At 60.1% G+C, this 25,348-nt stretch carries 22 protein-coding genes and 1 tRNA gene; 12 read left to right on the top strand and 11 right to left on the bottom strand.

Annotation, left to right across the window (positions count from 1 at the left end; all coding sequences use genetic code 11):
• Positions 1–2 precede the first annotated feature (2 nt).
• From VJS46_RS03950 to VJS46_RS03935, 4 genes are all read right to left on the bottom strand, one after another.
• Entirely contained in the window at positions 3–578 is a 576-nt protein-coding gene (locus VJS46_RS03950; protein WP_324058038.1) for an Arm DNA-binding domain-containing protein, read from the bottom strand.
• A 46-nt stretch (positions 579–624) separates the two neighbouring features.
• Positions 625–849: a hypothetical protein gene (locus tag VJS46_RS03945; RefSeq protein WP_324058037.1), complete on the bottom strand. Its 225-nt coding sequence runs from the start codon at positions 847–849 to the stop codon at positions 625–627.
• A 92-nt stretch (positions 850–941) separates the two neighbouring features.
• Entirely contained in the window at positions 942–1,328 is a 387-nt protein-coding gene (locus tag VJS46_RS03940; protein ID WP_324058036.1) for a hypothetical protein, read from the bottom strand.
• Between the two features lie 79 nt (positions 1,329–1,407).
• On the bottom strand, positions 1,408–2,688 hold the full coding sequence (locus tag VJS46_RS03935; RefSeq protein ID WP_324058035.1) for a site-specific integrase: 1,281 nt from the start codon (positions 2,686–2,688) through the stop codon (positions 1,408–1,410).
• A gap of 401 nt (positions 2,689–3,089) precedes the next feature.
• Here VJS46_RS03935 and VJS46_RS03930 point away from each other — a divergent pair, with 401 nt between their 5' ends.
• Positions 3,090–3,980, top strand: coding sequence for a serine protease (locus VJS46_RS03930; protein WP_324058080.1), 891 nt, complete (start codon positions 3,090–3,092; stop codon positions 3,978–3,980).
• A 56-nt stretch (positions 3,981–4,036) separates the two neighbouring features.
• Here the strand turns inward: VJS46_RS03930 and VJS46_RS03925 are convergent, their stop codons facing one another.
• Entirely contained in the window at positions 4,037–4,285 is a 249-nt protein-coding gene (locus VJS46_RS03925; protein WP_324058034.1) for an Arm DNA-binding domain-containing protein, read from the bottom strand.
• A 176-nt stretch (positions 4,286–4,461) separates the two neighbouring features.
• Positions 4,462–4,548, bottom strand: a tRNA-Leu gene (locus VJS46_RS03920).
• A 171-nt stretch (positions 4,549–4,719) separates the two neighbouring features.
• Between VJS46_RS03920 and VJS46_RS03915 the strand changes: the two genes are divergently transcribed.
• From VJS46_RS03915 to VJS46_RS03890, 6 genes are all read left to right on the top strand, one after another.
• Positions 4,720–5,658: a complex I NDUFA9 subunit family protein gene (locus tag VJS46_RS03915; RefSeq protein WP_324058033.1), complete on the top strand. Its 939-nt coding sequence runs from the start codon at positions 4,720–4,722 to the stop codon at positions 5,656–5,658.
• 97 nt (positions 5,659–5,755) lie between these two features.
• Positions 5,756–6,559, top strand: a complete 804-nt coding sequence (locus VJS46_RS03910; protein WP_324058032.1) for an undecaprenyl-diphosphate phosphatase — start codon at positions 5,756–5,758, stop codon at positions 6,557–6,559.
• A gap of 161 nt (positions 6,560–6,720) precedes the next feature.
• Entirely contained in the window at positions 6,721–8,172 is a 1,452-nt protein-coding gene (locus VJS46_RS03905) for an NAD(P)-dependent oxidoreductase (protein ID WP_324058031.1), read from the top strand.
• A 116-nt stretch (positions 8,173–8,288) separates the two neighbouring features.
• Positions 8,289–12,806: a glutamate synthase large subunit gene (gene gltB, locus VJS46_RS03900; protein ID WP_324058030.1), complete on the top strand. Its 4,518-nt coding sequence runs from the start codon at positions 8,289–8,291 to the stop codon at positions 12,804–12,806.
• 182 nt (positions 12,807–12,988) lie between these two features.
• Positions 12,989–13,312 carry a hypothetical protein gene (locus VJS46_RS03895; RefSeq protein ID WP_324058029.1) on the top strand — a complete coding sequence of 108 codons (324 nt, stop codon included), beginning with the start codon at positions 12,989–12,991 and terminating at the stop codon, positions 13,310–13,312.
• Between the two features lie 349 nt (positions 13,313–13,661).
• Positions 13,662–15,770 carry a TonB-dependent siderophore receptor gene (locus VJS46_RS03890; RefSeq protein WP_324058028.1) on the top strand — a complete coding sequence of 703 codons (2,109 nt, stop codon included), beginning with the start codon at positions 13,662–13,664 and terminating at the stop codon, positions 15,768–15,770.
• Positions 15,771–15,829: 59 nt separating this feature from the next.
• Here VJS46_RS03890 and VJS46_RS03885 read toward each other — a convergent pair whose 3' ends face one another.
• On the bottom strand, positions 15,830–16,222 hold the full coding sequence (locus tag VJS46_RS03885) for a PDZ domain-containing protein (RefSeq protein WP_324058079.1): 393 nt from the start codon (positions 16,220–16,222) through the stop codon (positions 15,830–15,832).
• Between the two features lie 373 nt (positions 16,223–16,595).
• Between VJS46_RS03885 and mprF the strand changes: the two genes are divergently transcribed.
• Genes mprF through VJS46_RS03865 form a run of 3 tightly spaced genes read left to right on the top strand, consistent with a single transcriptional unit; the run spans position 16,596 to position 21,322 of the window.
• Complete coding sequence (gene mprF, locus VJS46_RS03875) at positions 16,596–19,217, top strand: bifunctional lysylphosphatidylglycerol flippase/synthetase MprF (RefSeq protein WP_324058027.1); 2,622 nt, start codon at positions 16,596–16,598, stop codon at positions 19,215–19,217.
• Positions 19,218–19,270: 53 nt separating this feature from the next.
• Positions 19,271–19,957 carry a response regulator transcription factor gene (locus tag VJS46_RS03870; RefSeq protein WP_324058026.1) on the top strand — a complete coding sequence of 229 codons (687 nt, stop codon included), beginning with the start codon at positions 19,271–19,273 and terminating at the stop codon, positions 19,955–19,957.
• Between the two features lie 3 nt (positions 19,958–19,960).
• A complete protein-coding gene (locus tag VJS46_RS03865) occupies positions 19,961–21,322 on the top strand; it encodes a HAMP domain-containing sensor histidine kinase (protein WP_324058025.1) in 1,362 nt (453 codons plus the stop codon).
• On the opposite strand, the gene VJS46_RS03860 is transcribed toward VJS46_RS03865, so the two are convergent.
• The 3 genes from VJS46_RS03860 to VJS46_RS03850 all read right to left on the bottom strand — a co-directional run bounded on the left by VJS46_RS03860 (position 21,303) and on the right by VJS46_RS03850 (position 22,385).
• Entirely contained in the window at positions 21,303–21,518 is a 216-nt protein-coding gene (locus VJS46_RS03860) for a hypothetical protein (RefSeq protein WP_324058024.1), read from the bottom strand. The two genes, VJS46_RS03865 and VJS46_RS03860, sit on opposite strands and share 20 nt — an antisense overlap.
• 105 nt (positions 21,519–21,623) lie before the next feature.
• Positions 21,624–21,839, bottom strand: a complete 216-nt coding sequence (locus tag VJS46_RS03855) for a hypothetical protein (RefSeq protein WP_324058023.1) — start codon at positions 21,837–21,839, stop codon at positions 21,624–21,626.
• A gap of 174 nt (positions 21,840–22,013) precedes the next feature.
• Entirely contained in the window at positions 22,014–22,385 is a 372-nt protein-coding gene (locus tag VJS46_RS03850) for an excalibur calcium-binding domain-containing protein (protein ID WP_324058022.1), read from the bottom strand.
• Positions 22,386–22,986: 601 nt separating this feature from the next.
• On the opposite strand from VJS46_RS03850, the gene VJS46_RS03845 reads away from it, so the two are divergent.
• Complete coding sequence (locus VJS46_RS03845; protein WP_324058021.1) at positions 22,987–23,805, top strand: outer membrane protein; 819 nt, start codon at positions 22,987–22,989, stop codon at positions 23,803–23,805.
• Between the two features lie 240 nt (positions 23,806–24,045).
• On the top strand, positions 24,046–24,966 hold the full coding sequence (locus VJS46_RS03840) for a class I SAM-dependent methyltransferase (RefSeq protein WP_324058020.1): 921 nt from the start codon (positions 24,046–24,048) through the stop codon (positions 24,964–24,966).
• Here VJS46_RS03840 and VJS46_RS03835 read toward each other — a convergent pair.
• The gene (locus VJS46_RS03835) at positions 24,905–25,321 is read right to left on the bottom strand and encodes a DUF2147 domain-containing protein (protein ID WP_324058019.1); all 417 of its coding nucleotides are present in this window, start codon (positions 25,319–25,321) and stop codon (positions 24,905–24,907) included. The two genes, VJS46_RS03840 and VJS46_RS03835, sit on opposite strands and share 62 nt — an antisense overlap.
• Between the last annotated feature and the right edge of the window lie 27 nt (positions 25,322–25,348).

Genomic DNA, 25,348 nt, shown 5'->3' with positions numbered 1-25,348 from the left:
GACTACGCATTCAGGTGCTCTATCAGATCACGGCCTATCAGTGCTTCGCGTCGATAGGACTGCGCGATGCGCCTTGCTTCATCGAGAGAAAGTTCACCAATCAGTCCAATGGTTCGTTTGCGCAGCTTTTTCTCAGGGCGCGGGCGGTAATACACGACGTAGCTCCGATGGCCTGAAACTCGAACTCTGACGCCAAATCCCGGAACGTGGTTGTCCCAAGCCGTGTATTCCGATGTTCGGGGTTTCAGGTTGCGAATAGATTCTTCTGATAGTTCTGGACGGATCGCAACCTCGATTTCGGACCATGCCGATCCAGGTGGGAGCAGTAACTCGCCTGGATCACAGGCATATTCGCCAAGGTCATCGGAGGCCTTGCGCTGGTGAATCACGGGCAACTGATCTCGAAAGGCACGTATGGCGTAGGAATGCGGATAACCTTGCGCCCGCAATGCCCAATAGGCATCATTCTTGATGCGGGGATCACGGCATGACAGTGGACTGCGGCGCAGCCGCCGCGCCACTTGCTCAATGGTCGGATTCTTTCGGGCCTTCACCGTTGCCTCCTTCACATACGACATGTGCCGATGGGTTTCCCCACCGGCACACCAGTTGGGTTCTTATCGGTTAGTCGCGACGGATTTCGGCTGTCTCCGCGTCGAGAAAACGTCCGAGTTGGGGCACCGTTGCGGTGGTGTAGATCGATGGCCCGCATTTGGCATAAACGATGGCCCCATCACGCCCATTCGCACGAGCGCCAGCGATCTGGCTCCTGCGAACGAGGGCACCACCACCGTTCGCTGCGGGAAGAAGAACGAAGCCGTCGTTCCCCGTGGTTTCAAATTCATCCATGACTGTCTCCATGTTGCGTAGGTTGGCGGGAGAGCAATTTCTCCCGCTACTACCAAACCAGACCTGCTAAAGGTGTCAAACATCTGTTTTTATTACATAAACTGTTGGTCGTATTTGGCTCGGGCGGAGTCGATGAAGCCTTGCATTGCCGCTTCCTCACACAAGAGGCGGGTAATCTCATCGAAGCCGGGTTGCCCTGTATCGAAGGGGGATTCTTCCAAGTCCCGATCTTGCTCGAAGATGTCATCAAACCGCTTGCCCTGCGTGGTTGACGTGGAATCCAGTAGGCCAGAGCAGCGCTGCTCCACCCACATTTCGAGGTCGATCTGCCAGTAAAAGCAGTGCTTCCCAATCTTGAAATATGGCGGACTGCCGCCACGAGTGGCCATTGTGGCAAGGCTCGCCGCAGTGGTCCGAAGCCCATTTGCCCGTAAAAACCGGGCAGCTTCATCCCGGCTGTATTTGCGGCCTTTGTGCATTTGCGCCTCCAAATAGCTGAGGCGACGCCATTGCCGCCCTCCGAATATACCGGGAAATCGCAAAATCGACCAAGGCGGCCTATGTGCGGCTGTTACCGCGATCCGATTTCTCGTCCGCTACCAGCATTGCATTTGCGAATTTGCTGCCGACTGCTTCGACGGCATGAGCGGCGCTCTTGTCGATGACGTGGGCATATGTTGCCAGTGTCGTGCGCGGCCCCTTGTGACCCAAGATGGCCGCAACGGAGACTGCATCCACACCATCAGCCAAGGCGAACGTCGCCATCGCGTGACGTGCGTGATACCGAACGCGCCCCGGCAAGCCTGCCTTGGAGCGCGCTTGGTTCCATATCTTCTTTGCGCCCATGAAATGCCCGTCGCCTCGCGTGGCTGGGAACACATAGGGAGATTCGCCGCGATCAATTGCGGAAAGGATATTGACCGCCGCCTGAGCTAAGGGGCGGACTGAATAGCCGGTCTTGCTTTGGGTGAGCCTGAGGCACTGGTGATCGAAATCCACCTCGCCCCAAGTGAGGCCTTCGATCTCGCTCGGTCGTGCGCCGGTCAGTAGGATGAGCCGCAAGATGGCGATGCCAGCCGGGTTGCAGCCCTCCTCTTCCAACTCTGTCAATGCCTGCCCCATCAAGGTAAACTCGGCCGCGCTCAGGAACTCATGCCGCTTTCCGGCACGGGGTTTCCGTGCATGGGTGACGGGGTTCGTCGGCACCAAGCGCCTTTCGATGGCGTAGTTGAAGATGATGGAGAGATCGCTTGCGACTTTCAGGGCCGCGCCTTCGCCGCCGCGCACTTTGATGCGCCCGCGCTTCTTGGCGGAAGGGGCATCCTTTGCTGTCTCCCCCTTTGCGATACGCCGGATCATGTCGTTGACGTCATCGACGGTCACATCGCTGACGCGCTTCCGGCCCAAAATTGGGACAACATGATGTCTGAGCCGTGCCAGCATGTAGCTGCGGGTCAGTTCGTTCATCGGTCGGCCTGTGCGCTTGCTGACGGGGGCATCTGCTTCCCACTGATCGATGAACTCAGACAGCTTCATCTCCCGGCGCTTCGTTTGCCGGTCTGAAAGTGGGTCGGTGCCGCGCCGCACCTCGGCCAGTCGATCACGCGCAAGGGTTCGCGCCTGATCCGGGGTGAGTTCGCCAACGCGGCCAAGCGTCATGCGCTTCTTGGCGACGTTGCGCCCGCCGCCATCGGGCCGATATTCCAAGATGTAGGATTTGACGCCGCTGGGCATCACCTGAACGCCGAAACCCTTCAATTCGGTGTCGTAGTGGCGATAAGGTTTGGCGGTGGGCTTGAGGCCGTCAATGTGGCGTTTGGTGAGCTTTTCCGTTGCCATGCTGATATTTCCAAGTCGCCACCGTGTCGCCACGCCACGGTAAGTAATGGTTAGATTAAGATAGCCACCCTCATAGTGAAGCTAGCTTAATCTAACCATTAAGTCATTGAAAAATCAACTTTTCTGTTCGTCAATTTGTAAGTCTGGGTAAGTCACCGTAAGTCACGGTGAGAGGCATTACTGCCTTTGCCAAGGTTGGGGTCGAGGGTTCGAATCCCTTCGCCCGCTCCAGATTTCCGATGCAGATTCGGATAGTTAGCGAGGCCGCCGAGAGGTGGCCTTTGTTGTTTTTGGCGCTTGGGGAGCAGGCGGGGGAGCCGATTTGCGCCGCCTCCTCGAAATTTCGTCACCTAATCACTACCTAAGATAAGTTCGGCGGCGGGAGGCAAATAGTGGCGGAAATGAGCATTGCGGATCAGCTTGTGCACACGACTGTCCGCATCGAGTGCCAAGATGCAGGTGGACAGACCTCCAGTGGCACTGGGTTCTTCTTCAACTTTTGCCAAGACAGCGATGGTCAACACGTACCGGCGCTGATTACGAACAAGCATGTCATCAAGGGCGCGCAGATAGGTGTATTTCACCTCAACACTACGGGCGATAATGGCGATCCCGCGCATGGTGAGCACATCCCTGTTCCGATCACAGATTTTGAGAAAGGTTGGATTCCACATCCTGAGGCGGACGTGGACTTGGCAGCGTTTCCATTGGCTCCGATCTTTGAATGGGTCTTTCAGACTCGCGGTAAGCGAGCTTATCTAAAGAGCGTCAATCGCGAGTTCATGGCTCTGGCAGATGATTTGAATGAATTGTCAGCCGTGGAAGACATTGTGATGGTCGGCTACCCCAACGGCTTGTGGGACGCGCGCAACAATTTCCCTATTGTTCGTCGGGGGATTACCGCCACGCCTCCCTACGTTGATTTTGAAGGCCGGAAGGAATTCATGATCGACTGCGCTTGCTTTCCAGGATCAAGCGGCTCGCCAGTTTTCTTGTATAACATCGGCTCCTACGCCAACAAGGGCGGTGGGATTTCTCTGGGCGGACGAGTGAAATTTCTTGGCGTGTTGTGGGGTGGCCCACAACACACCGCTCAAGGGGCGATTCGGGTTGTGCCGATCCCAACTCGTAATGAGCCGATAGCGTTTTCACGAATTCCCAACAATCTTGGCTACTGTATCAAGGCCGAAAAGCTACTCGCCTTCGAGGAGCACTTCGAGCGTCTACTTAAAGCTGAGAAGGCCGCGAAGGAAAGCGGAGACATCGGCAGCGGACCCGAAACAGCAGCCTAGCCTATGGGCCGCTTTTTGCCCTTCGTTCCAGCGCGCGAACGATCTCCTCATCCACTCTATGTCGAGCTCTCGATCCATTCCGCAATCTTCTTTTTCGTCTCATCACGTCGCACACGGGCGTCGGCGAGGCTCACCTGTGGCCATCCGCCGAGGTGAAGGGTCTTCTGCTTGTCCAGGAACCGGTATTTGAAGCGCCAGAGCTTCGAGCCATTGGGCTGAATTTGGAGAATGAGCCCTTGAGAATCGCTCAGGGTCCAAGCCTTTCCCCTTGGCTTGGCGGCATTGATCTGGATGTGGGTCAGCATGGTCGTTTTCCCAGCAAGGCCGGGTCGATCCGAGGGCAACAAAAACAGCAACATTTTGTGGTTGCTGCTGTTGCCCTTGCCAGATTTCGCCGGACGGTGTCTGGCGATTCTCGGTCAAGAAATGCTGTAGAACCAGCCGCTTACTGGACGTCTCTGGACGTCGCCAGAGACAGTAGTGGTGCCCAGGAGAGGACTCGAACCTCCACGGCCTTGCGACCGCCAGCACCTGAAGCTGGTGCGTCTACCAATTCCGCCACCTGGGCACGGGGTAGGCGGCGGCGATTAGCGGGGGGTGGGGGCGTTTGTCAATTGCTCTTCGTCCGAAATTTTGATTCATCGCTCGCCTTTGCGGTTGTCAAGATGATCGCTCCTGTTGCAAGGGGGCGCCACGGCCATGGAAGGTCAGGCCTATTCCTAGGGAGCGCGCGGCGGACATGCAGTATAAGCTGGTGACTATCTTTGGCGGTGGCGGATTTCTCGGCCGTTACGTGGCGCAGGAACTGCTTGGAAAGGGCGCGCGCATCCGCGTTGCGGAGCGTAATCCCTCAGACGCCATGCACATCCGTCCCTTAGGAGGGCTTGGCCAGGTGCAGTTCGTCGCGGCCGACGTTACAAAGCCGGCTACGCTTTCCCGCGCTGTGGAAGGGGCCGACGCCGTCATCAACCTGGTCGGAATATTGAAGGGCGACTTTTACCGCGTCCATGTCGAAGGCGCTGGCAATGTCGCGCGCGCGGCAGCTGCGGCAGGTGCATCGGGCCTTGTCCATATTTCGGCCATCGGCGCTGATCCCAAAAGCCATTCCGAATATGGCCGAACCAAGGGCCAGGGCGAGGAAGCCGTTCAGGCCGCCTTTCCGCGGGCCAGCATAATCCGGCCCTCGCTCATATTCGGGCGGGAGGACCAGTTCACCAACCGCTTTGCCGGCCTGATCCGCGCAGCGCCAATCGTTCCCATCATCGCCGGCAAGACGAAGTTCCAGCCGGTCTACGCGGCTGATGCCGGCAAGGCGATTGCCCTCGCTGCGCTGGAGCCGGAAAAATATGGCGGCAAGATCCATGAACTTGGCGGCCCGCAGGTGATGAGCATGGAGGAAATCCATCACTGGATCGCCAAGGAAACCGGGCGGCACCCCAATTTCCTGGCCGTGCCCGACGCGCTTGCCGATCCGCTGATTGGGCTTACCGGCTGGCTGCCTGGCGCGCCGATCACGTCCGACCAGTGGAAGATGCTGCAGCACGATAACATCATGTCGCCTGCTGCGAAGGGCCTCTCCGCCTTCGGTATCGATCCCACGCCCATGGCCGCCGTCGTGCCCGCTTGGCTGGTCCAGTACCGCAAGCACGGCCGGTTCTCGACACACGCCTCGGCCTGACCCCTCTCCGCTCGGGCTGAGCCTGTCCAAAGCCCCTGCCTCCAGATGAAAATAGCCCTGCGGCAGGCGCAGGGCCAAGGATGGGAAGCGTTTGCCGATGGACAATGACATCCTGACCGTCATTCTGCTTGGTATTGTCGAGGGACTTACCGAGTTCATCCCCGTGTCTTCGACCGGCCATCTGGTCTTGGCAGGCGAACTGCTGGGCTTTGAAAACAAGGCGTCGGGGACATTTGAGATCGTCATCCAGCTCGGCGCGATTCTCGCGGTCCTTGTGCTTTATTGGAAGCGTTTCTGGGACGTGCTGTTGGGCCTTGGCCGCGCCAATCCGGCGGCGATCGCCTTTACCCGCAATCTGGCGCTTGGTTTCCTGCCATCAGCCGTGATTGGCCTTATTATCTACAAAATGGTGAAGGCGATGCTGGAGACGCCCATCATCACGGCCATCGCGTTGATAGTGGGCGGCATTGCCATCCTGGCGATCGAGCGCGCTGTCAAAAAGCCCCACACCTTCCTTGTGGAAGGAATGGGCTGGAAGACCGCGCTTGGCATCGGCATCATTCAGTGCCTGTCGATGATCCCGGGCGTAAGCCGGTCGGGCGCGACGATCATGGGAGCGCTGAGCCTGGGCGTCGAGCGCAAGACGGCAGCGGAGTTCAGCTTCTTCCTTGCCGTGCCCACCATGCTCGCTGCTTCGGCCTATGACCTTTTGAAAACGGGCGCCTCGCTGGGCGAGGATGATTGGACGGCCATTGCCTGGGGCTTCATTGTGTCCTTCGTGGTCGCCGTGGCCGTTATCAAATGGTTCATCGCGGTCGTAAGCAAATTCGGCTTCGCACCCTTCGCCTGGTACAGGATCGTGGCGGGAAGCATTGCATTAGTGTGGCTTATGGCTAAATAGGCCCGATACGGACCTATATCTTTGAGCGAGATGAACAAACGGTTCAGAAAAGACGTTGGACCGTTCCATATAAGGTCAGTTTTGTTGACCTAATATCCAAATTTCCCGTGACTCCTGCGGCGCTTCAAGCTATAGGCCCGCGCAACAAGGAGTGACGAGACATGGCCGAAAACCCCATGCTGAAGTTCGTAGGCACCGGACAAGCTTATCCGGAAAAGCGCGCAGCTACTGAGCGCGCGGCGGATTTCAGCGAGATTTCCCGCAGCTTTGCACTGGAGAAGGCAGAGGAGCAATCCTCGCGCTGTTCCCAGTGCGGCGTGCCTTATTGCTCGACTCACTGCCCGCTCCACAATCATATCCCCGACTGGCTGCGGCTCACTGCTGAAGGCCGCCTGCGGGAAGCCTATGAACTCAGCAACGCCACCTCCACCATGCCGGAAATCTGCGGCCGTATCTGTCCGCAGGATCGCCTGTGCGAGGGCAATTGCGTCATCGAATTTTCGGGCCATGGCGCGGTCACCATTGGCTCGGTGGAAAAGTTCATCACGGACACTGCCTGGAAAGAAGGCTGGGTCGAGCCGCTGGTGCCTGGCGCGGACCGTGGGCAATCAATCGGCGTCATCGGCGCGGGTCCTGCCGGACTTTCCACTGCGGAATATCTGCGCAAGGCCGGCTATGAAGTGCATGTCTATGACCGGCACGACCGCATGGGCGGCTTGCTGACCTATGGCATTCCAGGCTTCAAGCTGGAGAAAGACGTCGTCCTGCGCCGCGTCGAGCGGCTCGCACAAAGCGGGATCGTCTTCCACGAGAATTTCGAAGTGGGCCGCGACGCGACCATGGACGAGCTGCGCAAGCGCCATGATGCGATCTTGATCGCGACCGGCGTCTACAAGGCACGCGACATCAAGGCTCCGGGCGTCGGCACTGCGGGCGTGGTGAAGGCGCTCGACTATCTCACCGCCTCCAACCGCAAGAGCTTTGGCGACGAAGTTCCTGCCTTTGAGGACGGCTCATTGAACGCCAAGGGCAAGAATGTCGTGGTCATCGGCGGCGGCGACACGGCGATGGATTGCGTCCGCACCGCCATCCGCCAAGGTGCGAAGTCAGTGAAGTGCCTTTACCGCCGCGACCGGGAGAACATGCCCGGCTCGCAGCGGGAGGTGGCGAATGCCGAGGAAGAAGGCGTCGAGTTCGTCTGGCTTTCCGCCCCGATCGCGTTCGAGGGCACGGAGCATGTGACTGGCGTCAAGGCCACCAAGATGCGCCTCGGCGCTGCCGACGCCAGCGGCCGCCGATCGCCAGAGCCTGATCCCGGCACGGAATTCACGATGGAGGCTGACCTGGTCATCAAGGCGCTGGGCTTTGATCCGGAAGAGCTGCCCAAGCTCTTCGGCTGCGACGACCTGGCCGTCACCCGCTGGGGCACGCTGCGCGTGGATCACCGCACGATGATGACCTCATTGGACGGCGTCTTCGCGGCAGGCGACATCGTGCGTGGCGCCTCGCTGGTGGTCTGGGCCATTCGCGACGGGCGCGATGTGACCGAGCACATGCATAAATATTTGAAACAAAAGGCAAGAGAAAAACGGGAAGAGCGAGTGGCCGCCTAAGCCGTTCCCCCGGGCGTCCCGAGTGTGTCGAGGGACGTTGTTGCCAAGCCAATGTGTCTCGACTTCGCTCGACACGAACGGCAGTTGAAATGTTTTTGACCGGAAGGGTCTTTAGGATGACCAACGAAACCGAACGCCTCCGTCTCGCCCAAGGGGGCATGTATCGTCCCGAGTTTGAATCCGACGCATGCGGCGTCGGCCTGGTGGCGGCGACGGATGGCAAAGCCAGCCGCCGGGTCGTGGCCTCGGCCATCGACGCGCTGAAGGCCGTATGGCATCGCGGTGCCGTGGACGCTGACGGCAAGACCGGCGACGGTGCGGGCCTCCATGTCGACCTGCCCGTCCGCTTCTTTGACGATGCCATTGCCGACAGTGGTCACAAGCCGCTGCCCAACCGCCTTGCGGTGGGTATGGTGTTCCTGCCCCGCACCGACCTCAGCGCGCAGGAAACCTGCCGCACTATCGTCGAAAGCGAGATCATCGATGCTGGCTACACCATCTATGGCTGGCGGCAGGTGCCCGTTGATGTCTCCGTCATCGGCGAGAAGGCGCAGCGCACGCGGCCTGAGATCGAACAGATCATGATCGCGGGTCCGATGCCCGAGGAGCAGGACCAGGCGGAGTTCGAAAAGGACCTCTATCTCATCCGCCGCCGGATAGAGAAGAAGGTGATCGCCGCGCAGATCAATGACTTCTATATCTGCTCCCTCTCCTGCCGCTCGATCATCTACAAGGGCCTATTCCTCGCGGAATCGCTGTCGGTCTTCTACCCGGACCTGCAGGACGAGCGCTTTGAAAGCCGCGTCGCGATCTTCCACCAGCGTTATTCGACCAACACCTTCCCGCAATGGTGGCTCGCGCAGCCCTTCCGCACACTGGCGCACAATGGCGAGATCAACACCATCCGGGGCAACAAGAACTGGATGAAGAGCCACGAGATCAAGATGGCCTCGCTGGCCTTTGGCGAGCATAGCGAGGACATCAAGCCGGTGATCCCGGCGGGTGCCTCCGATACCGCCGCGCTCGACGCCGTGTTCGAGGCGATCTGCCGCGCCGGGCGCGACGCACCGACGGCAAAGCTGATGCTGGTTCCTGAAGCATGGCAGGGCAACAGCGAACTTCCGGACAATCATCGTGCGATGTATCAGTACCTCTCCTCGGTGATGGAACCTTGGGACGGTCCCGCCGCGCTTGCCATGACGGACGGCCGCTGGGTTGTCGCTGGCATGGACCGCAACGCGCTGCGTCCGCTGCGCTACACGCAGACCGCCGATAATCTTCTGATCGTCGGTTCCGAGGCGGGCATGGTCGTGGTTCCGGAAAGCACCGTCATCTGCAAGGGCCGCCTTGGCCCGGGAGAAATGATCGCAGTCGACCTTTCCGAAGGCGAAATCTACACCGACCGGGAGATCAAGGACCGGGTGTCGGGCGAGCGGCCCTATGCCGAAATGGTGGGGAACTTCAAGACCTTCAACGACCTCGCTCCAGCTTCCTCTGATGCGACGCCGCGCTGGAGCAAGGAGGAACTGACACGGCGGCAGATCGCGGCCAACATGACGCTGGAGGATATGGAGCTGATCCTCGCGCCGATGGTCGAGGACGCCAAGGAAGCCGTAGGCTCGATGGGCGACGACACGCCGCTCGCGGTCATTTCCGACAAGCCGCGTACGGTCAGCCATTTCTTCCGGCAGAATTTCAGCCAGGTCACGAACCCGCCGATCGACAGCTTGCGTGAACGCTATGTGATGAGCCTCAACACGCGTTTCTCGAACCTGGCGAACATCCTGGAAGATCGCAGCCGGAACGAGGAAGTTCTGGTGCTTGACAGCCCGGTTCTCACCTGTGCCGACTGGCTGCGGCTGAAGGCCTATTTCGGCGACGCAGTGGCCGAAATCGACTGCACCTACCCCGCCGATGGCGGGGCGGAGCAGCTGCGCGGCGCGATCACCCGCATCCGTGAGGAAGCGGAGAAGGCCGTGCGCGAGGGACGGACCGAAATCTTCCTGTCTGACGAGAATGTCGGCGAGGAGCGCATAGGCATGGCGATGATCCTTGCCGCCGCGGCGGTCCACACGCATCTCGTCCGCAAGGGGCTGCGCAGCTATGCCTCGATCAACGTCCGCTCGGCCGAATGTCTCGACACGCATTATTATGCGGTGCTGATCGGTGTCGGCGCGACGACCGTGAACGCCTATCTCGCCGAGGCATGCATTGCCGACCGCCATGCGCGCGGCCTGTTCGGCAAGATGGACCTTGCGGCCTGCCTCGAGCGTCATCGCACGGCGATCAATGAGGGGCTCCTCAAGATCATGTCGAAGATGGGCATCGCCGTCATTTCGAGCTATCGCGGCGGCTATAATTTCGAAGCCGTCGGCCTCAGCCGCGCGCTCGTCAACGATCTCTTCCCCGGCATGCCGTCGAAGATTTCGGGCGAAGGATATGCCTCGCTGCATCTGAATGCGAAGCTGCGCCATGACACCGCCTATGACAGCGCGGTCGTGAACCTCCCCGTGGGCGGTTTCTACCGTCAGCGTGCAGGGGGCGAAGCTCATGCCTATTCGGCGCAGCTCATGCACCTGCTGCAGACAGCGGTCGCGACAGACAGCTACTCCACCTATCTGCAATTCTCGCGCGGCGTGCGCGACATGCCGCCTGTTTATCTGCGCGACCTGCTCGAGTTCAACTATGCGCAGGAATCGATCGCAATCGACGAGGTGGAGGCGATCACCGAAATCCGCAAGCGCTTTGTGACCCCCGGCATGTCCTTGGGCGCCCTCTCCCCAGAGGCGCATGAGACGCTTGCCATTGCGATGAACCGCATAGGCGCCAAGGCCGTCTCGGGCGAAGGCGGCGAGGACAAGTCGCGCTACACGCCCTATGACAATGGCGACAACGCCAACAGCTCGATCAAGCAGATCGCTTCGGGCCGCTTTGGCGTCACCGCCGAATATCTGGGCGCGTGCGAGGAAATCGAGATCAAGGTGGCCCAAGGCGCCAAGCCCGGCGAGGGCGGCCAGCTTCCCGGCTTCAAGGTGACGGAGTTTATCGCGAAGCTCCGCCATTCGACGCCGGGCGTCACCCTCATCTCGCCCCCGCCGCACCACGACATATATTCGATCGAGGATCTGGCGCAGCTCATCTATGACCTGAAGCAGATCAATCCGCGCGCGCGGGTCTGCGTCAAGCTGGTGAGCCAGGCGGGCATCGGCACCGTGGCGGCGGGCGTTGCCAAGGCGCATGCAGACGTCATCCTTGTCTCCGGCCATGTCGGCGGCACCGGCGCTTCCCCGCAGACGTCCGTCAAATATGCCGGGACCCCCTGGGAAATGGGCCTTTCCGAGGTCAATCAGGTGCTGACGCTCAACGGCCTTCGCCATCGGGTGAAGCTGCGGACGGACGGCGGCCTGAAGACCGGGCGCGACATCGTCATCGCTGCGATCCTGGGCGCTGAGGAGTTCGGCATCGGCACGCTCAGCCTCGTTGCGATGGGCTGCATCATGGTGCGCCAGTGCCATTCGAACACCTGCCCCGTGGGCGTGTGCGTGCAGGACGAGCGCCTGCGTGCCAAGTTCACGGGCACGCCGGAGAAGGTCATCAATCTGATGACCTTCATCGCCGAGGAAGTCCGCGAGATCCTGGCCCGCCTCGGCTGCCGGAGCCTCGACGAAGTGGTCGGTCGCACCGAGCTTCTGAAGCAGGTCAGCCGTGGCGCGGAGCATCTCGACGATCTCGATTTGAACCCCATCCTCGCCAAGGTGGACGCAAGCGAGGCGGAGCGCCGCTTCAGCCTGGCGACCTTCCGCAACGAGGTGCCTGACAGCCTCGACGCACAGATGATCTCGGACGCAAAGGCCGTCTTCGAGCGCGGCGAAAAGATGCAGCTTACCTACACGGTGCGCAACACGCACCGCGCCGTCGGCACGCGCCTCTCCTCGATGATCACGGAGAAGTTCGGCATGTCGAACCTTGCCGATGGCCATGTCCATGTCCGCCTGCGCGGTTCGGCGGGCCAGTCGCTCGGCGCATTCCTGTGCAAGGGTATCAGGCTCGAGGTTTTTGGCGACGCCAACGATTATGTCGGCAAGGGCCTGTCGGGCGGCGTGATCTCCGTCCGGCCGATGGTCTCCAGCCCATTGGAAAGCCAGAACAACACCATCATCGGCAACACCGTCCTTTATGGTGCGACCGCGGGCAAGCTGTTCGCGGCGGGCCAGGCGGGCGAGCGCTTCGCCGTCCGCAATTCGGGCGCGCAGGTGGTGGTCGAAGGCTGCGGCGCGAATGGCTGCGAATATATGACCGGCGGCACCGCCGTCATCCTTGGCCGCGTCGGCAGCAACTTCGGCGCGGGCATGACCGGCGGCATGGGCTTCGTGCTTGATGCCGACGGCAGCTTCGAACGCCACGCCAACCCCGAAAGCATTGTCTGGCAGCGGCTGGACAGCGCCCATTGGGAAGCTGTGCTAAGGTCCCTCATCGAGGAACATCACGCCCATACCGACAGCAAATGGTCGGGCGCGATCCTGCACGACTGGGACCGCCGCCGGAATGATTTCTGGCAGGTGTGCCCCAAGGAAATGGTCAACCGGCTGGCTCATCCGCTCAGCGACAAGGCAGAGGTAGTCGCGGCGGAGTAATCTGCCGGGCGCTGCTTGCCGGTTTTCTCAGAGGATTGTTGCTACATTCGATAGGAACTCGAAAATGCAACAATCCTCTGACGGGCGGACGCTTCTTCTATAACCAAGGCTTTACAGCCATTGCTGAATAGCCAAAGCCCTCCCCTCTTCTATGCTGCGCAAAAAGAGGGAGGGTTGCTACTTTGGCGGAGCTGTTTCATCCGGCCCTGCGCGTGTGGATCGCGCGGCGGCGCTATGTCTTGGCAGGCCGGAAGAGCCTGCGCAATTTCGACTGGGAAAAGGGTGTGTGGATCATTCCGGCGAAACGCACAGGGCGGTTGCCGCCCTGGCTGTTTGCGGGGCAGATGGCGACCGGTCTGGCGGGATTGATGCTGTTCAGCCTTTCCTTCGACAGTATGCGGCATGCGGCAAATGATCTTGCACGATCGGCAGCGGCAAGCATGGGCTTGGAAAGCCAAAGCTGCGCCCCCGGAAATCCCCTGCCCCTCCGCTTTTCATCGCCGTAGTAAGCCTGCGGGCATTCTCAGTACCCTCCGCCACCTGCAGTCTTTCGGCAAATCGAACAATAGCACCGCATGAACGGAGCTACAGCTACTTGCGCAAAACCGGAATCACCCGTTCGTCCCGAACGTGATCGATCGACGCCCCGCTTGACGCAAGCGTGTTTCGACTTCGTTCGACACGAAAAAACCGTGATGCAGGCTAAGAGCACGTCGCTTTAGGTAGGTCGCGTCCTGATTGGCCTGCGGTGCGAAGGGAACCAGGAACACAGCGACAACGGCTCAATTTCGCGGTTGACAGCGAAAACAGCCCCATTTATGCGACCGATTTGCAATAGCAAATATAAGGGGATCCATGTTCTTTTCAGCTGCCTCGCGCGCGTTCTGCGCCACCGTTTCCCTCGTCTCGATAGCGGCGTCGAACCAAGCCTCTGCTGCTGAAGCGGACGAACGGCCCGACATCGTCGTCAATGGGGCTTCCCGGGATTATGGGGTAAAGGAGGTCAGCGCGATCAAGATCGACGCGCCGTTGAAGGACATTCCGCAAACCATCGATGTCGTTACCGAAGCGGTGATCCGGGATCAACGCGCGCTGTCGATCCAGGACATTCTCAAAAATGTACCTGGCGTTGGCTTTTCCCATGGAGATGGCCAGCGTGACCAGGTGTCCATCCGTGGCTTTTCCGCCATCGCCGACCAGTTCGTCGACGGATTGCGCGATGACGCGCTCTATTTCCGCGATCTTTCCAACATTGAACGGGTGGAGGTGATCAAAGGGCCGGCGTCGGTGCTTTTCGGACGCGGCTCTTCCGGCGGTCTGATCAACCGCATCACCAAGAAGCCGGGCGTCAATATCGGCGAGGTTGCGGTCAGCTATGGTAGCTGGGACGACCGGCGCGCCGAGGCCGATCTCGGCCTGGCCCCCGAGGGCGGCTTTGCAGCCTTCCGCCTGACCGGCGCGATCGAACGCGCCGACAGCTTTCGGGACCAGCAGTTCCTGAAGCGCGAAGCAATCGCTCCATCCGCGTCGTTCAACCTTGGCGAAAGGACACAATTGCTTGTCCAGGGCGATTATCTGCGCGATCGCCGCGTTACCGACTTTGGGATCCCCGCCTTTCAGGGCCGTCCTGTCGATGTGCTGCGTTCAACCTATTATGGTTCGGCGAACGCAAAAAAGGACGATTACAGCCAATCGCGCGTCTATTCCGGGACAGCGACGCTCAGCCACCAGATCAATGACAACACCAGCATCCGGAATGCCTTCCGCTATTATGATTACCGCCTGGACCGGCAGAACACCCTCCCCGGCTCGGTGAATGAGACGGCACGGACGGTCTCACTCAATCGCTCGACCGTGGACCGTAACGAGCACGGTTGGTTCAACCAGCTTGAGCTCTCGCACAAGATCAGCTTTGCGGGAGCCGATCACCAACTGTTGTTCGGCGTCGAAGTCGGCCGGCAGGTCAAGGATGTGCTGACCTTTTCAGCAAGCGGCATTGCCACCGTCGATCTGTTCAACCCAGTGCTGCCCGTCATCACCACCAACGGCACGCTCGCCAACGACAACCGTGGCATCTTCAATACGCTTGGCTATTATGTCCAGGATCTGGTGTCGATCGGCGATCATCTGAAAGCGCTGGTCGGCGCGCGCTACGACAGGTTCAAGCAGTCGACAGACAACCACCTGCTGAACATAGTCCCTGGCCAAAAGCATCTGTCTCGAACCGACACCAATTGGAGCCCCCGCGCGGGACTGATCTGGCAGCCGACCGAAAGCCAGTCTTACTATGTCTCATGGAGCAAGTCGTTCCAGCCTTCAGGCGAGGCTTTCTCGATTGCTGCCAATAATGCCGATATTGCACCGGAGAAGACGACCAACACAGAAGCCGGGGCCAAGTTCAATTTCTTTGATGGCCGGCTTGGCGCTACCGTCTCCCTGTTCAACCTGCGGCGCTCCGGCATCAAGGCTGCCGACCCCGCGGTGCCGACAGTCCTGATCCCTATCGGCGTCCAACGCACCCGCGGCATAGAGCTGACGGGGACGCTCAATCTGGAGAATGGTTGGCGCGCGATCGCTGGTTACGCCTATCTGAATGCCAAGATCGTCGATTCGGCGGATTCCAGGCTGATCGGCAAGCGGGCGACGATTACGCCTCGCAACGCCGCAAACCTCTGGGTGACCAAAGATTTCGGTGATCGTTTCGGTCTGGGTGCCGGAGCGAATTATATCAGCGACCGCCGCGCCGACCCCCTTAACACGGTCACCCTGCCAAGCTATTTCACCATGGACGCGATGGCCTGGTATCGCCTCGGGCCGGTGACAGCGCAGGTCAACGTCACCAATGTCTTTGACAAGCACTATATTGTGTCCGGCCACGGTACGAGCCCCCACCTGAACCTTCCGGGCGCGCCGCGCGCAGCCATGCTGACGCTGCGCTACGCCTTCATGGGTCAGAAGCAGTAAACTGATACGGGCGCTGTCTCAGCAAGGCAGCGCCTGGGACGTCCAGAGCGACGGATGACTTATGAAATGGATATTTGAATCCTGTGACCTTGCCGCTCTACGGTGAGCTGGTTTCCATGTGCCTCCTTCATCATCCGATCGGCTTCGGTGACGCTTGCGGGCTGCCGGCCATTGATTGCTCCGATGATGTCGCCCACATGAGCGCCCGCACGTCTGGCTGCCCCAGAGTTGGAAACGCTTGTAATTAAGATGGCCGGAAGTTTCCGGACGTTATCTTTGGCGGTGCCGATTGTCATTCCCAACCGTGCTGAAGCAGGCCGGGAGTGCCTGTGCGGCTGTGTGGAACTCGCGACGAGCACGATAGCGAGCACGATCAGCACAGAGGAGGAACCCAGGAACCAGCCGGAAACGGGGAGACGAAGCGTCAAGAGCGATCGACGGCGGCACTTCATGACCCAAGTCTGCGCCATTTAGCGTAACCGGTTGGTGTAGCGGCGATGAAAATGCCGTAATGTGCATGCGCCAGCCAATCCAGATGGAAGAGACCTCCGCGTCATGCTCTGGTTTGGCGTGGGTGCTAAAGCAACGGCATGGCTGACGATATGGGAAAGAGGAAAGGAAGAGCCTCTGCCCATTGCTGCATTCGCCCAATGTCCGCAGCGTTGCGTTGCCAGGCGGGCATATGCTGCACCACGACTCCTCAGCAGTGCTGCGGGAGTTGCTGCCAGCGATCGGACGCAACATTACACAAGTTTCACGAAGCGCTCATATCCTGCACGGGTCAGCTGCCGCATAAACTTGCAAGGGACTAAGTGCGGAGATTTCATGGTGCTGAAAGCCGGGGCCGGATCGAGGGTTTTGCTCCGTTGGCTGGCCGCGCGCCGGATTGTGCTGATGCCGGTTGCCATGCTTGGTCTTGCTGCCCTGACGCTTTATGCCCTGCACGTGCTGATGGCGCATGTGCACCTGAAGGATGTGCGTGCCGCATTTCACGCGATCCCCCCCGGACGGATCGCAATGGCGCTGCTGCTGAGCGTGCTGAGCTATGGCACCCTCACCCTATATGACGTGATCGCATTGCGGATCATCCGCAGGCCCCTGCCCTACAGGATCGCGGCCCTCGCCTCCTTCTGCAGCTATACCCTCAGCCACAATCTAGGCCTTTCTCTCCTGACCGGGGGGTCTGTGAGATACCGCATCTATCGCGCGGCAGGGCTCGGGGCCGCCGATGTGGCCCGCATCATCGCTTCGGCCAGTGCAGCCTTCTGGAGCGGCGTGTTTATGCTCGCTGCAATGATGCTGCTCATCCATCCTTCGATCAGCCTGCCGCTCGGCCTTTCGCCGGATGTGGCGAAAGCGGCAGCTATCGCCGTGGTGCTGGCGTTGGCCGGGATGCTGTTCCTGATGCGCCGTTGCGTAAAGGAGCTACGGCTGCTGGGCTGGGCGGTGCCGATCCCCAAGAGCGGGCAAGCACTGGCGCAGATAGCTATTGCCTGCATCGATCTTGCCGCAGCCAGCGGCGCGCTGTTCGTGCTTGTTCCCCATGCTTCTCCTGCCCTATTCCCGTCGTTCTTCCTGGCCTATGCGCTGGCGATCATCGCCGGCCTTGTAAGCCATGTTCCGGGCGGCCTTGGTATATTCGAAGCCGTCATGGTGGCGACGCTGCCCGGATTGGACCGCCCGGCATTGCTGGCGGCTCTCATCGCCTATCGCGCGCTCTATTACCTGTTGCCGCTGCTGCTCGCGGTGGCGGCTATTGCCCTCCATGAAGGCCGGACCTGGCGAAAGCCCATGAGCCAGGCCTTGAGCGGCATTCAACTGCTGGCGTCCGGGATGGCGCCTGTCATGCTGTCCGCGCTCGTCTCCTTTGGCGGCCTTATCCTGCTCATTTCAGGATCGCTGCCCGCCGTTCATTGGCGGCTGAAGGCGCTTGCCCATGTGGTGCCGATGCCCTTCCTCGACGCGTCCCATTTTGCAGCGAGCATCATTGGTGCGGTGCTGATCTTGCTTGCGGCAGGCCTTTACCGCCGTCTCGATGGCGCTTTCTGGATGACGCGGCTGTTGCTGCTGGCAGGGGCGCTTTTCTCGTTCCTGAAGGGCCTCGATTATGAGGAGGCCGCCGCCCTACTTGTCATTGCGGGGCTCCTGCAATGGACGCGTCCTGCCTTTTACCGGCGCACGGCCTTCACGGTCGAGTTGCTTACCCCAGGCTGGCTGGTCACGGTGGCTGTCGCTGTGGGGCTGTCCATCTGGATCGGCTTTTTCGCCTACAAGCATGTCGCCTATCAGAATGAGCTGTGGTGGCATATCGGCCGTCGCGGCGATGCCGCCCGTTTCCTTCGGGCAAGCGTCGCCGCCAGCGTGGTGGTGATCGGGGCCGCGCTCTGGCGCCTGCTTCGCCCCGCCGTTCCGCGCCAGAGCCTGCCCGCCAGTTGCGAAGGCCCAAGCGAGGCGGCAATGGTCATGGCGGAGCGGGCGGAGGCCTTTCTGGCCTATACCGGCGACAAGCTGTTCATTACCTCGGCAAGCGGCAGGGCTTTCCTCATGTACCAGATCCAGGGCCATAGCTGGATCGTCATGGGAGACCCGGTGGGGGATCGAGCGGAATGGCCAGCCCTGCTCTGGCAATTGCGCGAGCGCGCGGATGCGGCGCAAGGCCGCATCCTGCTTTATCAGATCAGCCTCGACAGCCTTCCCATTGCCGTGGACCTTGGCCTTACCCTCATCAAATATGGAGAGGAAGCGCGCGTCGATCTAAGTCGCTTTTCGCTGGAAGGGAGCGCAGCGCGGAGTCTTCGCCACGCCGTGCGCCGCTCGGAACGCGAAGGCGCGCAGTTCAGTATCGTTCGAAAGGAAGACCTTCCGCCCCTCCTTGATGAGTTGGAGGCGCTGTCCGGCCGCTGGCTGGCCGCGAAGGGCCAGGGTGAAAAGGCTTTCAGCGTCGGCCGTTTCGACCGGCATTATCTCAGCCGCTTCGATTGCGCCCTCATCCGGCATCAGGACCGTATTGTCGCCTTTGCCAACATCTGGCCGACCCAGACGCTGTCCGAGCTGTCGGTCGATCTGATGCGGCACGAGGCCGACATGCCCTATGGGTCCATGGACCTGCTCTTCGTGCGGCTGATGCAATGGGGGCAATTGCGGCGCTACCGCTGGTTCGGCCTTGGCCTGGCGCCTCTTTCCGGCCTTGCAGCGCGGCGGCTCGCGCCCGTCTGGGTGAAGGCCGCCGCTCTGCTTTATCGCCATGGCGAGGCTTTCTACGGCTTTGAGGGGTTGCGGGCCTATAAGGAGAAATTCTCGCCCTGCTGGGAACCACGCTTCATTGCTGGCCTGCCGGGGATCGGGATGGCGCGGGCGCTGGTCGACCTGCAGCGCCTGGTATCGGGAAGCGGATCAAGCGCCGCCGCCCACGCGCGAGTCCGGCCGCCGCTGCGGCTTGTGGTCTGACGGGCGGCGGTGCAAGACTGGGGCACTGACCCTGGCAGGATTTGGGGACGGACATGAGTCAGAAAATATTGCTGATCGAAGATGATGCAGCGACGGCCGCCTATATTGCCAAAGGCCTCATGCAGGAGGGCTATGTCGTCGATCGCGCCGATAATGGCAGGGATGGCCTGTTCCTCGCGACCGAAGCGACCCACGACATCGTCATATTGGACCGCATGCTGCCTGGCCTGGATGGCATGGCGGTTCTGGGCGCCATACGAGCCGCAGGCATGGAAACGCCCGTCATTATTCTTTCCGCTCTCGGCACCGCCGACGATCGCGTCACAGGCCTCAATGGCGGGTCCGACGATTATCTGGTGAAGCCCTTCGCCTTTGCCGAGCTGCTGGCGCGGGTCCGCCTGCTCCTCCGCAGGAGGCAAGGTACGGGCGGACAGGAAACGGCGCTGCGCTGCGAAGATCTGGAAATGGACTTGCTTTCCCGCAAGGTGAAGCGAGCCGGCCGCGCCATCGACCTTCAGCCCCGCGAGTTCCGGCTGCTCGAATATATGCTGCGCCACAAGGACCAGGTAGTGACCCGGACGATGTTGCTGGAAGGCGTGTGGGACTATCATTTCGATCCCGGCACAAATGTGATCGACGTGCATATCAGCCGCCTGCGTAAAAAGGTGGATGAACGGCAGGACCGGCCGCTCATCCATACCGTGCGGGGCGCTGGCTACCGGCTTGGGCCGGTCGTCTGAGACATGAGGCGATTGGTCCTTACCCGTTCCGTCGTTCTGCGCTTTGCCGCTCTGGTGTTTCTTTTCCAGATCTGTTCGGCGCTGTTGGTGCTGGTGATCGTCCACCAGCTTACGGAGCGGGAAATGGCATCGGCCAGCCGCTCTGTCGCCTCTGAACTGCGGGAGGATCTGAACGCTGTCTACAGGGATAGCGGCGCGGCTGATCTTGCTGAGCGCGTCAAAGCGCATCTGGCAGAAGGCAGGAATCCCAACGCCGTCATCCTGCTGACCGGGCCGGGCGGACATGCCTGTGCCGGCAATCTCGCCGCCTGGCCGCCCAATATCGCTCCTGGCACCCCATGGAAGGAAACCGTTCTTTTCCGCTCGTCGAGGGAGAATCCCGAACGAATGGTGGTCAGCGCGGAGCGGCTGCCAGGCGGTCTCCAGTTGCTGACAGGCGAAGTGATCGAAAGCGACCTACGCTTTGGCGGCGTGATGGAGGAAGCCATTTTGAGCGCGCTGGTCCTTGCCTTGCCCTTGGCCCTGCTCGCCGCCTGGATCTCCGCGCGGCTCATCCAGGCGCGGATCGCCTCAGTCGTGCAAACGGCGCGTGCGGTCGAAACCGGCGATCTGGAGCGGCGGGTTCCGATCGACGGAGCGGGCGATGTGTTCGAAGAGCTGGGCCTTGCCATCAACGCCATGCTTGACCGCATCGACCGGCTGATGGGAGAGATGCGGCTCATTACGGACAGCCTCGCTCATGACCTGCGTTCGCCCCTGACGCGGCTCAAGGCCAGCCTGGAAAAAGGTCTGGCCGCAGATGCTGGCATGGCGCTGGGGCAAGCGATGGAGGAAGCCGACATTCTGCTTTCGATGCTGACCACCTCCCTCATCGTCAGCCGGGCGGAGGCTGGCATCGGGCGCGAACATTTCCGGCCTGCCGACATTGCGGAAATGCTCTCCGATCTTCAGGAAATGTATGGTCCCCTGGCCGAAGAAAATGAGGTCGAAATTGCCGCCAGGACGTCAGAGCCGCTGGTCCTGCCCATCCATCGTGAGTTGTTGGGGCAGGCGATCGCGAACCTCATCGACAACGCCATGAAATATGGCGGTCCGCACATCATGCTACGCGCCGAAGCCATCGAAGCGGGCGCGCGGATCATCGTCGCGGATGACGGTCCGGGTATCGCGCCGGAACAAAGAGCGCAGGCGCTGCGGCGTTTCGGCAGGCTGGACGCCTCGCGCCATTCGGCGGGCGCTGGTCTGGGCCTTTCCCTGGTGTCGGCGGTCGCGCGGCTTCACGACGGCAGCCTGACGCTCGAGGACAATCAGCCGGGATTGCGCGCCGTGCTGACGATCAAGGGCGTCATCGCTTCGCATGCATAGCGCGAGCGGCATGATAGCGCAGGTGGCTATGCGTTATGGACTTCCGTGCTGTGGGAACGGCCTGCGTGCATTCATCCTGCACCTTGGCCGAGCAGGGCGGATAATTCTGGGGCGGACTTGGCGGAGCGCCGGTCTGCGCGAGGGCCGGAACAGCCATCAGGACAAGGGCGGTCAGCGGCAAAATAGAGAGCTTCATACGAACCTCCTATGGCGAATATAGTCGCGGAAATGGTGCGCGTGCGGCCAGCGCCAGGGCATTTCGCGCCGGCCGCACGGCAGGACCGCATGGAAGCAGGCGGGGTCAGCCTGCGTTCGGAGCCTTGTCCGTCGAACTGGAGGACGTCGACGCCTTGGTCTTCCGGTGCTTGCTCACCTTCACTTGCTTGTGGTCCTTCGCCGCCGCAGTCGTCTTGCTCGATGCGGGGGCCATCGTAGCATTCGCCGGCACGGCAGCGAGGGACAGCGCTGCAAATGCGGCGAGGCTGGCGGCGGGAACGAGGGTACGAAGACGGATCATTTGCCATTACTCCTCTATGACGGCTCGAAACAGCCGCAGATCCTTTTTGCATCCAGGGGAATGACGGCAGCGTGGCTCTGTCGTGACATTTTATTCATGGTCGCTGCATCGCCGTTTCCAGCGGCACGAACTTGCTGCAAGGCCGACTGATCGCTCCAATTGCTCGGCGGACGGTTAGTTAACTCCGTCGATCACCGGCTCACATGCCATCCCATCGCCGTCGCCATCCAGTGTCGAATGATAACCGGGCTCCCCCCGAGGAATGGGCACTTCACGCGCCAATTGCGCATCGAAACAATTTTGGAACAAGCGGGATGCGGAAAGCACGAGGGAGCTTGTTCGCTCTTGTTTTTTGGGTTCAGCAAGAGTGGCCAACGCAAACGCGCTCAGTTGAAGTCCACCCAACAGCATCATTATAGCGATAAAGCCTTTGGTGCGCCGGGGCCGCTCGGTAGGGCGTTTTCGCTTCAGTACAAAGCGTTCATACTGAGAGGAATTCTCCATAATCAATAGCTTCGATGAAGCCGTGGCCTTAGTAAAGGCCACCTAACGAGACGCAATCAGGCTTTTATGCTCCCGTTTACGAAATTTATCGCTTCATAACGCCAAATGAGGCATATCTCGACCTATAACAAATGCTATAGACGCCCTCTGTAAGCAGTCGAGAGTTTTTAGATTCCTCGGCTCTGACGTCCGGGTAAAACCGCAGCGGCCCGGGCCCGATCTTGTCTCCCGAGCGAGCAAGCCCGATTATGCCTTGGGCGCACACACAGCCTCGCTGAGCTTGACCTTCTACCAGGGCCGGTGCTCCCCAAAACCTATTGGGGCGGGGCTTTCGTCGGTCAGCATGGCTCCTGACGAGTGACGCCCGCGGAGCGGCTTCCGTAGCTTTCGCGGCCCATCCCGGACAATTTTCGAGGTAAACCTAAAGATTAGCTCCAAAGAAAATTAGATATACACCTGTCATTTCACCTATTGATGTTCCTATTTTCCCTTGAGATTTCTAGATAATAGGGAATGGCTCCATCAGATTTCATATCGTTGTTGAAACAATGATTATATTTATACATCGGGCCATCAACCAGAAGCCGCTGGTAGCAAACAATGAACATGGCATAATGGAAAAAAATTGGAAGGGGTGCTTGTCATGAGTCGGCAGCGCATCGCGGCAACCATTTTGGTGACAGCTTCTTCTGCTCTGATCACCGAACCAGCATCAGCGCAACCTTATGGATCTGACACGCTCGTGCGTGATTGGACCGGTCCTTATATTGGCATCGTCGCGGGCGGCAATCGCACCAAGGCGGATGGAAGCTATACAGGCATCTACACTCCACCTCCGACTCCCACACCGACGCCGACGCCGACACCTACGCCAACGCCAACTCCAACTCCAACTCCAACTCCAACTCCAACCCCGACTCCCACACCGACGCCGACGCCGACGCCCGGCCTGGACCTTGGCAGCGCCGATACCATCACACAGCCGCATATCGGTGTGATCGCCGGTTACAATCTGCAATCAGGTAATTGGGTTTTCGGGATTCAGGGCGACATCGAATATCTGGGGGACAAGCGGATCCGGATCAACGACCTGGCTGGAACTGTCGTAGCGGATCATGTGAAGGTGGACTGGTCCGCCCATGCGCTTGTGCGGGTCGGATATGATTTTGAAGGCTGGCTGCCCTATCTGACCGGCGGCGCTGCCTTCGCCCGGGTGCGGGCGTCCCACACGGGCTTCATATCGCCAACCGAAACCTTTGTCTGGAAACAGAAAGACACGCGCCTGGGTTACACTCTGGGAGGCGGTGTGGAAAAGCAGCTCAGCAACGGATGGTCCATACGCGGCGAATATCTCTATGACTATTGGTCCGCCAAGCGATATGATTGGGTTCCGAATGAGCGCTACTCGAACATCGCCCTGACCATTCACACCCTGAGGATCGCGGTCGTCAAGGGCTTCTGACCGGCTCGGCTGACGGGTAGCTTCTGAAATAGTCATTCCGCCATAGGAAGTTGGGTCGATGCCCAGATCTTCCAGGTCCGGAATGTCACTGAAGACATGCAACCAGGTCCATATGAGGACTCGCCGCATAATTTCATACACTATAGGGTGAGCGCGGGTTTCTGTGCCAGCGCATTATCTTGGCAGAATGCAGGCAGCCGCCGCATTCTGCCAGGCAACGCAAAGGAGGCTAGCATCGCGATGATCACGCCGCTCCAAGCTCAGTCAGCCGATGCCGTACGCCGGCATTATGATGATCTGAGCGATGTGTACCGCGAGATCTGGGGCGATCATCTCCATCATGGCTATTGGCGCACAGGCAAGGAGAACCAGCGCGCCGCAGTTGAGGCGCTGGTCGATCTTGTCGCCGAACAGCTTCAAATATCTTCAGGGCAAGCGATTGGGGACATTGGCTGCGGTTATGGTGCGGCTGCACAACATCTTGCCGAACATCATGACATTGCCGTTACCGGGCTGACGATATCGCGGAAGCAAGCGCATGTGGCCGCTGCCATCCAGCCTACCGCCGGGTCGGTTAACATACTGGAGCGGGATTGGCTGGCCAATGGCTTGTCCGATGGCTGTTTCGATGGCGCCTATGCCATCGAAAGCACTGAACATATCGCCGACAAGCAGGCTTTTTTCGACGAAGCTTGGCGGACCCTTCGCCCCGAAGGACGCTTGGTCGTCTGTGCATGGCTGGCTAATAACGATCCCTCATCATTTTCCATCCGCCATCTGCTTGAACCGATCTGCCGGGAGGGCCGATTGCCGGGCATGGGCAACCGGAATGAATATGAGAAGATGGCCGGGACGGCAGGGTTTTCGCTGATCAGCTTCACCGACCTCAGCGGCAATGTTGCGCGGACCTGGCCGATCTGCATGCGCCGTCTGCTGGTCAAATTCCTGACCGACGGGCGCTACCGTGCCATGATCTTCGATCCGGCGCTTGAAGACCGGATATTCCTCCGGACCGTGCCAAGGCTGATGATTGCCCTGCAAACGGGCGCAATGCGCTATGGCATCTTCGCATGGCGCCGCGAGAGTGGAAGCATGGATATCAAGGTTCCCGCGTCCACCGCTTCGATCGGCACACGAACAGAATGCAACCCGTCACCTTGAGTGAACCATCCTCATTAAGCGCCAGTTTCGCACGATAGCTGTTCCCGGTCTTCGGATCATAAGCGCGTCCGCCGGTCCATTCGCGCCCATCGCGTTTGAAGCCGCTGAGAACGGGCAACCCAATAATGGGGCGGTTCCGCATATCGGGATTTGGATTGTTGATGTCGGTTTCAGGCACAGCCGGGACCTTATCAAGCACCTTGCTGATGCGCCCGCAAAGCGATGGCCCGCAAGCGCCGATGGTCACCACCGCCTTATGATCGTCTGTTTTCCACCTGCCATAAACCGAGGCCGTCGACTGAGCCTGCAGGACGGACTGGCTGACAAGCAGGGTGGCTGCTAAGAAATGGAGCATCGGTTTTTTTCGGGTCCTATCGAGATT

This window comes from Rhizorhapis sp. (assembly GCF_035276005.1).
In the GTDB taxonomy this organism is placed as follows: domain Bacteria; phylum Pseudomonadota; class Alphaproteobacteria; order Sphingomonadales; family Sphingomonadaceae; genus Rhizorhapis.
The sequence above is the reverse complement of the archived record's forward strand: the minus strand, read 5'-3'. Positions and strand labels throughout refer to the sequence as shown.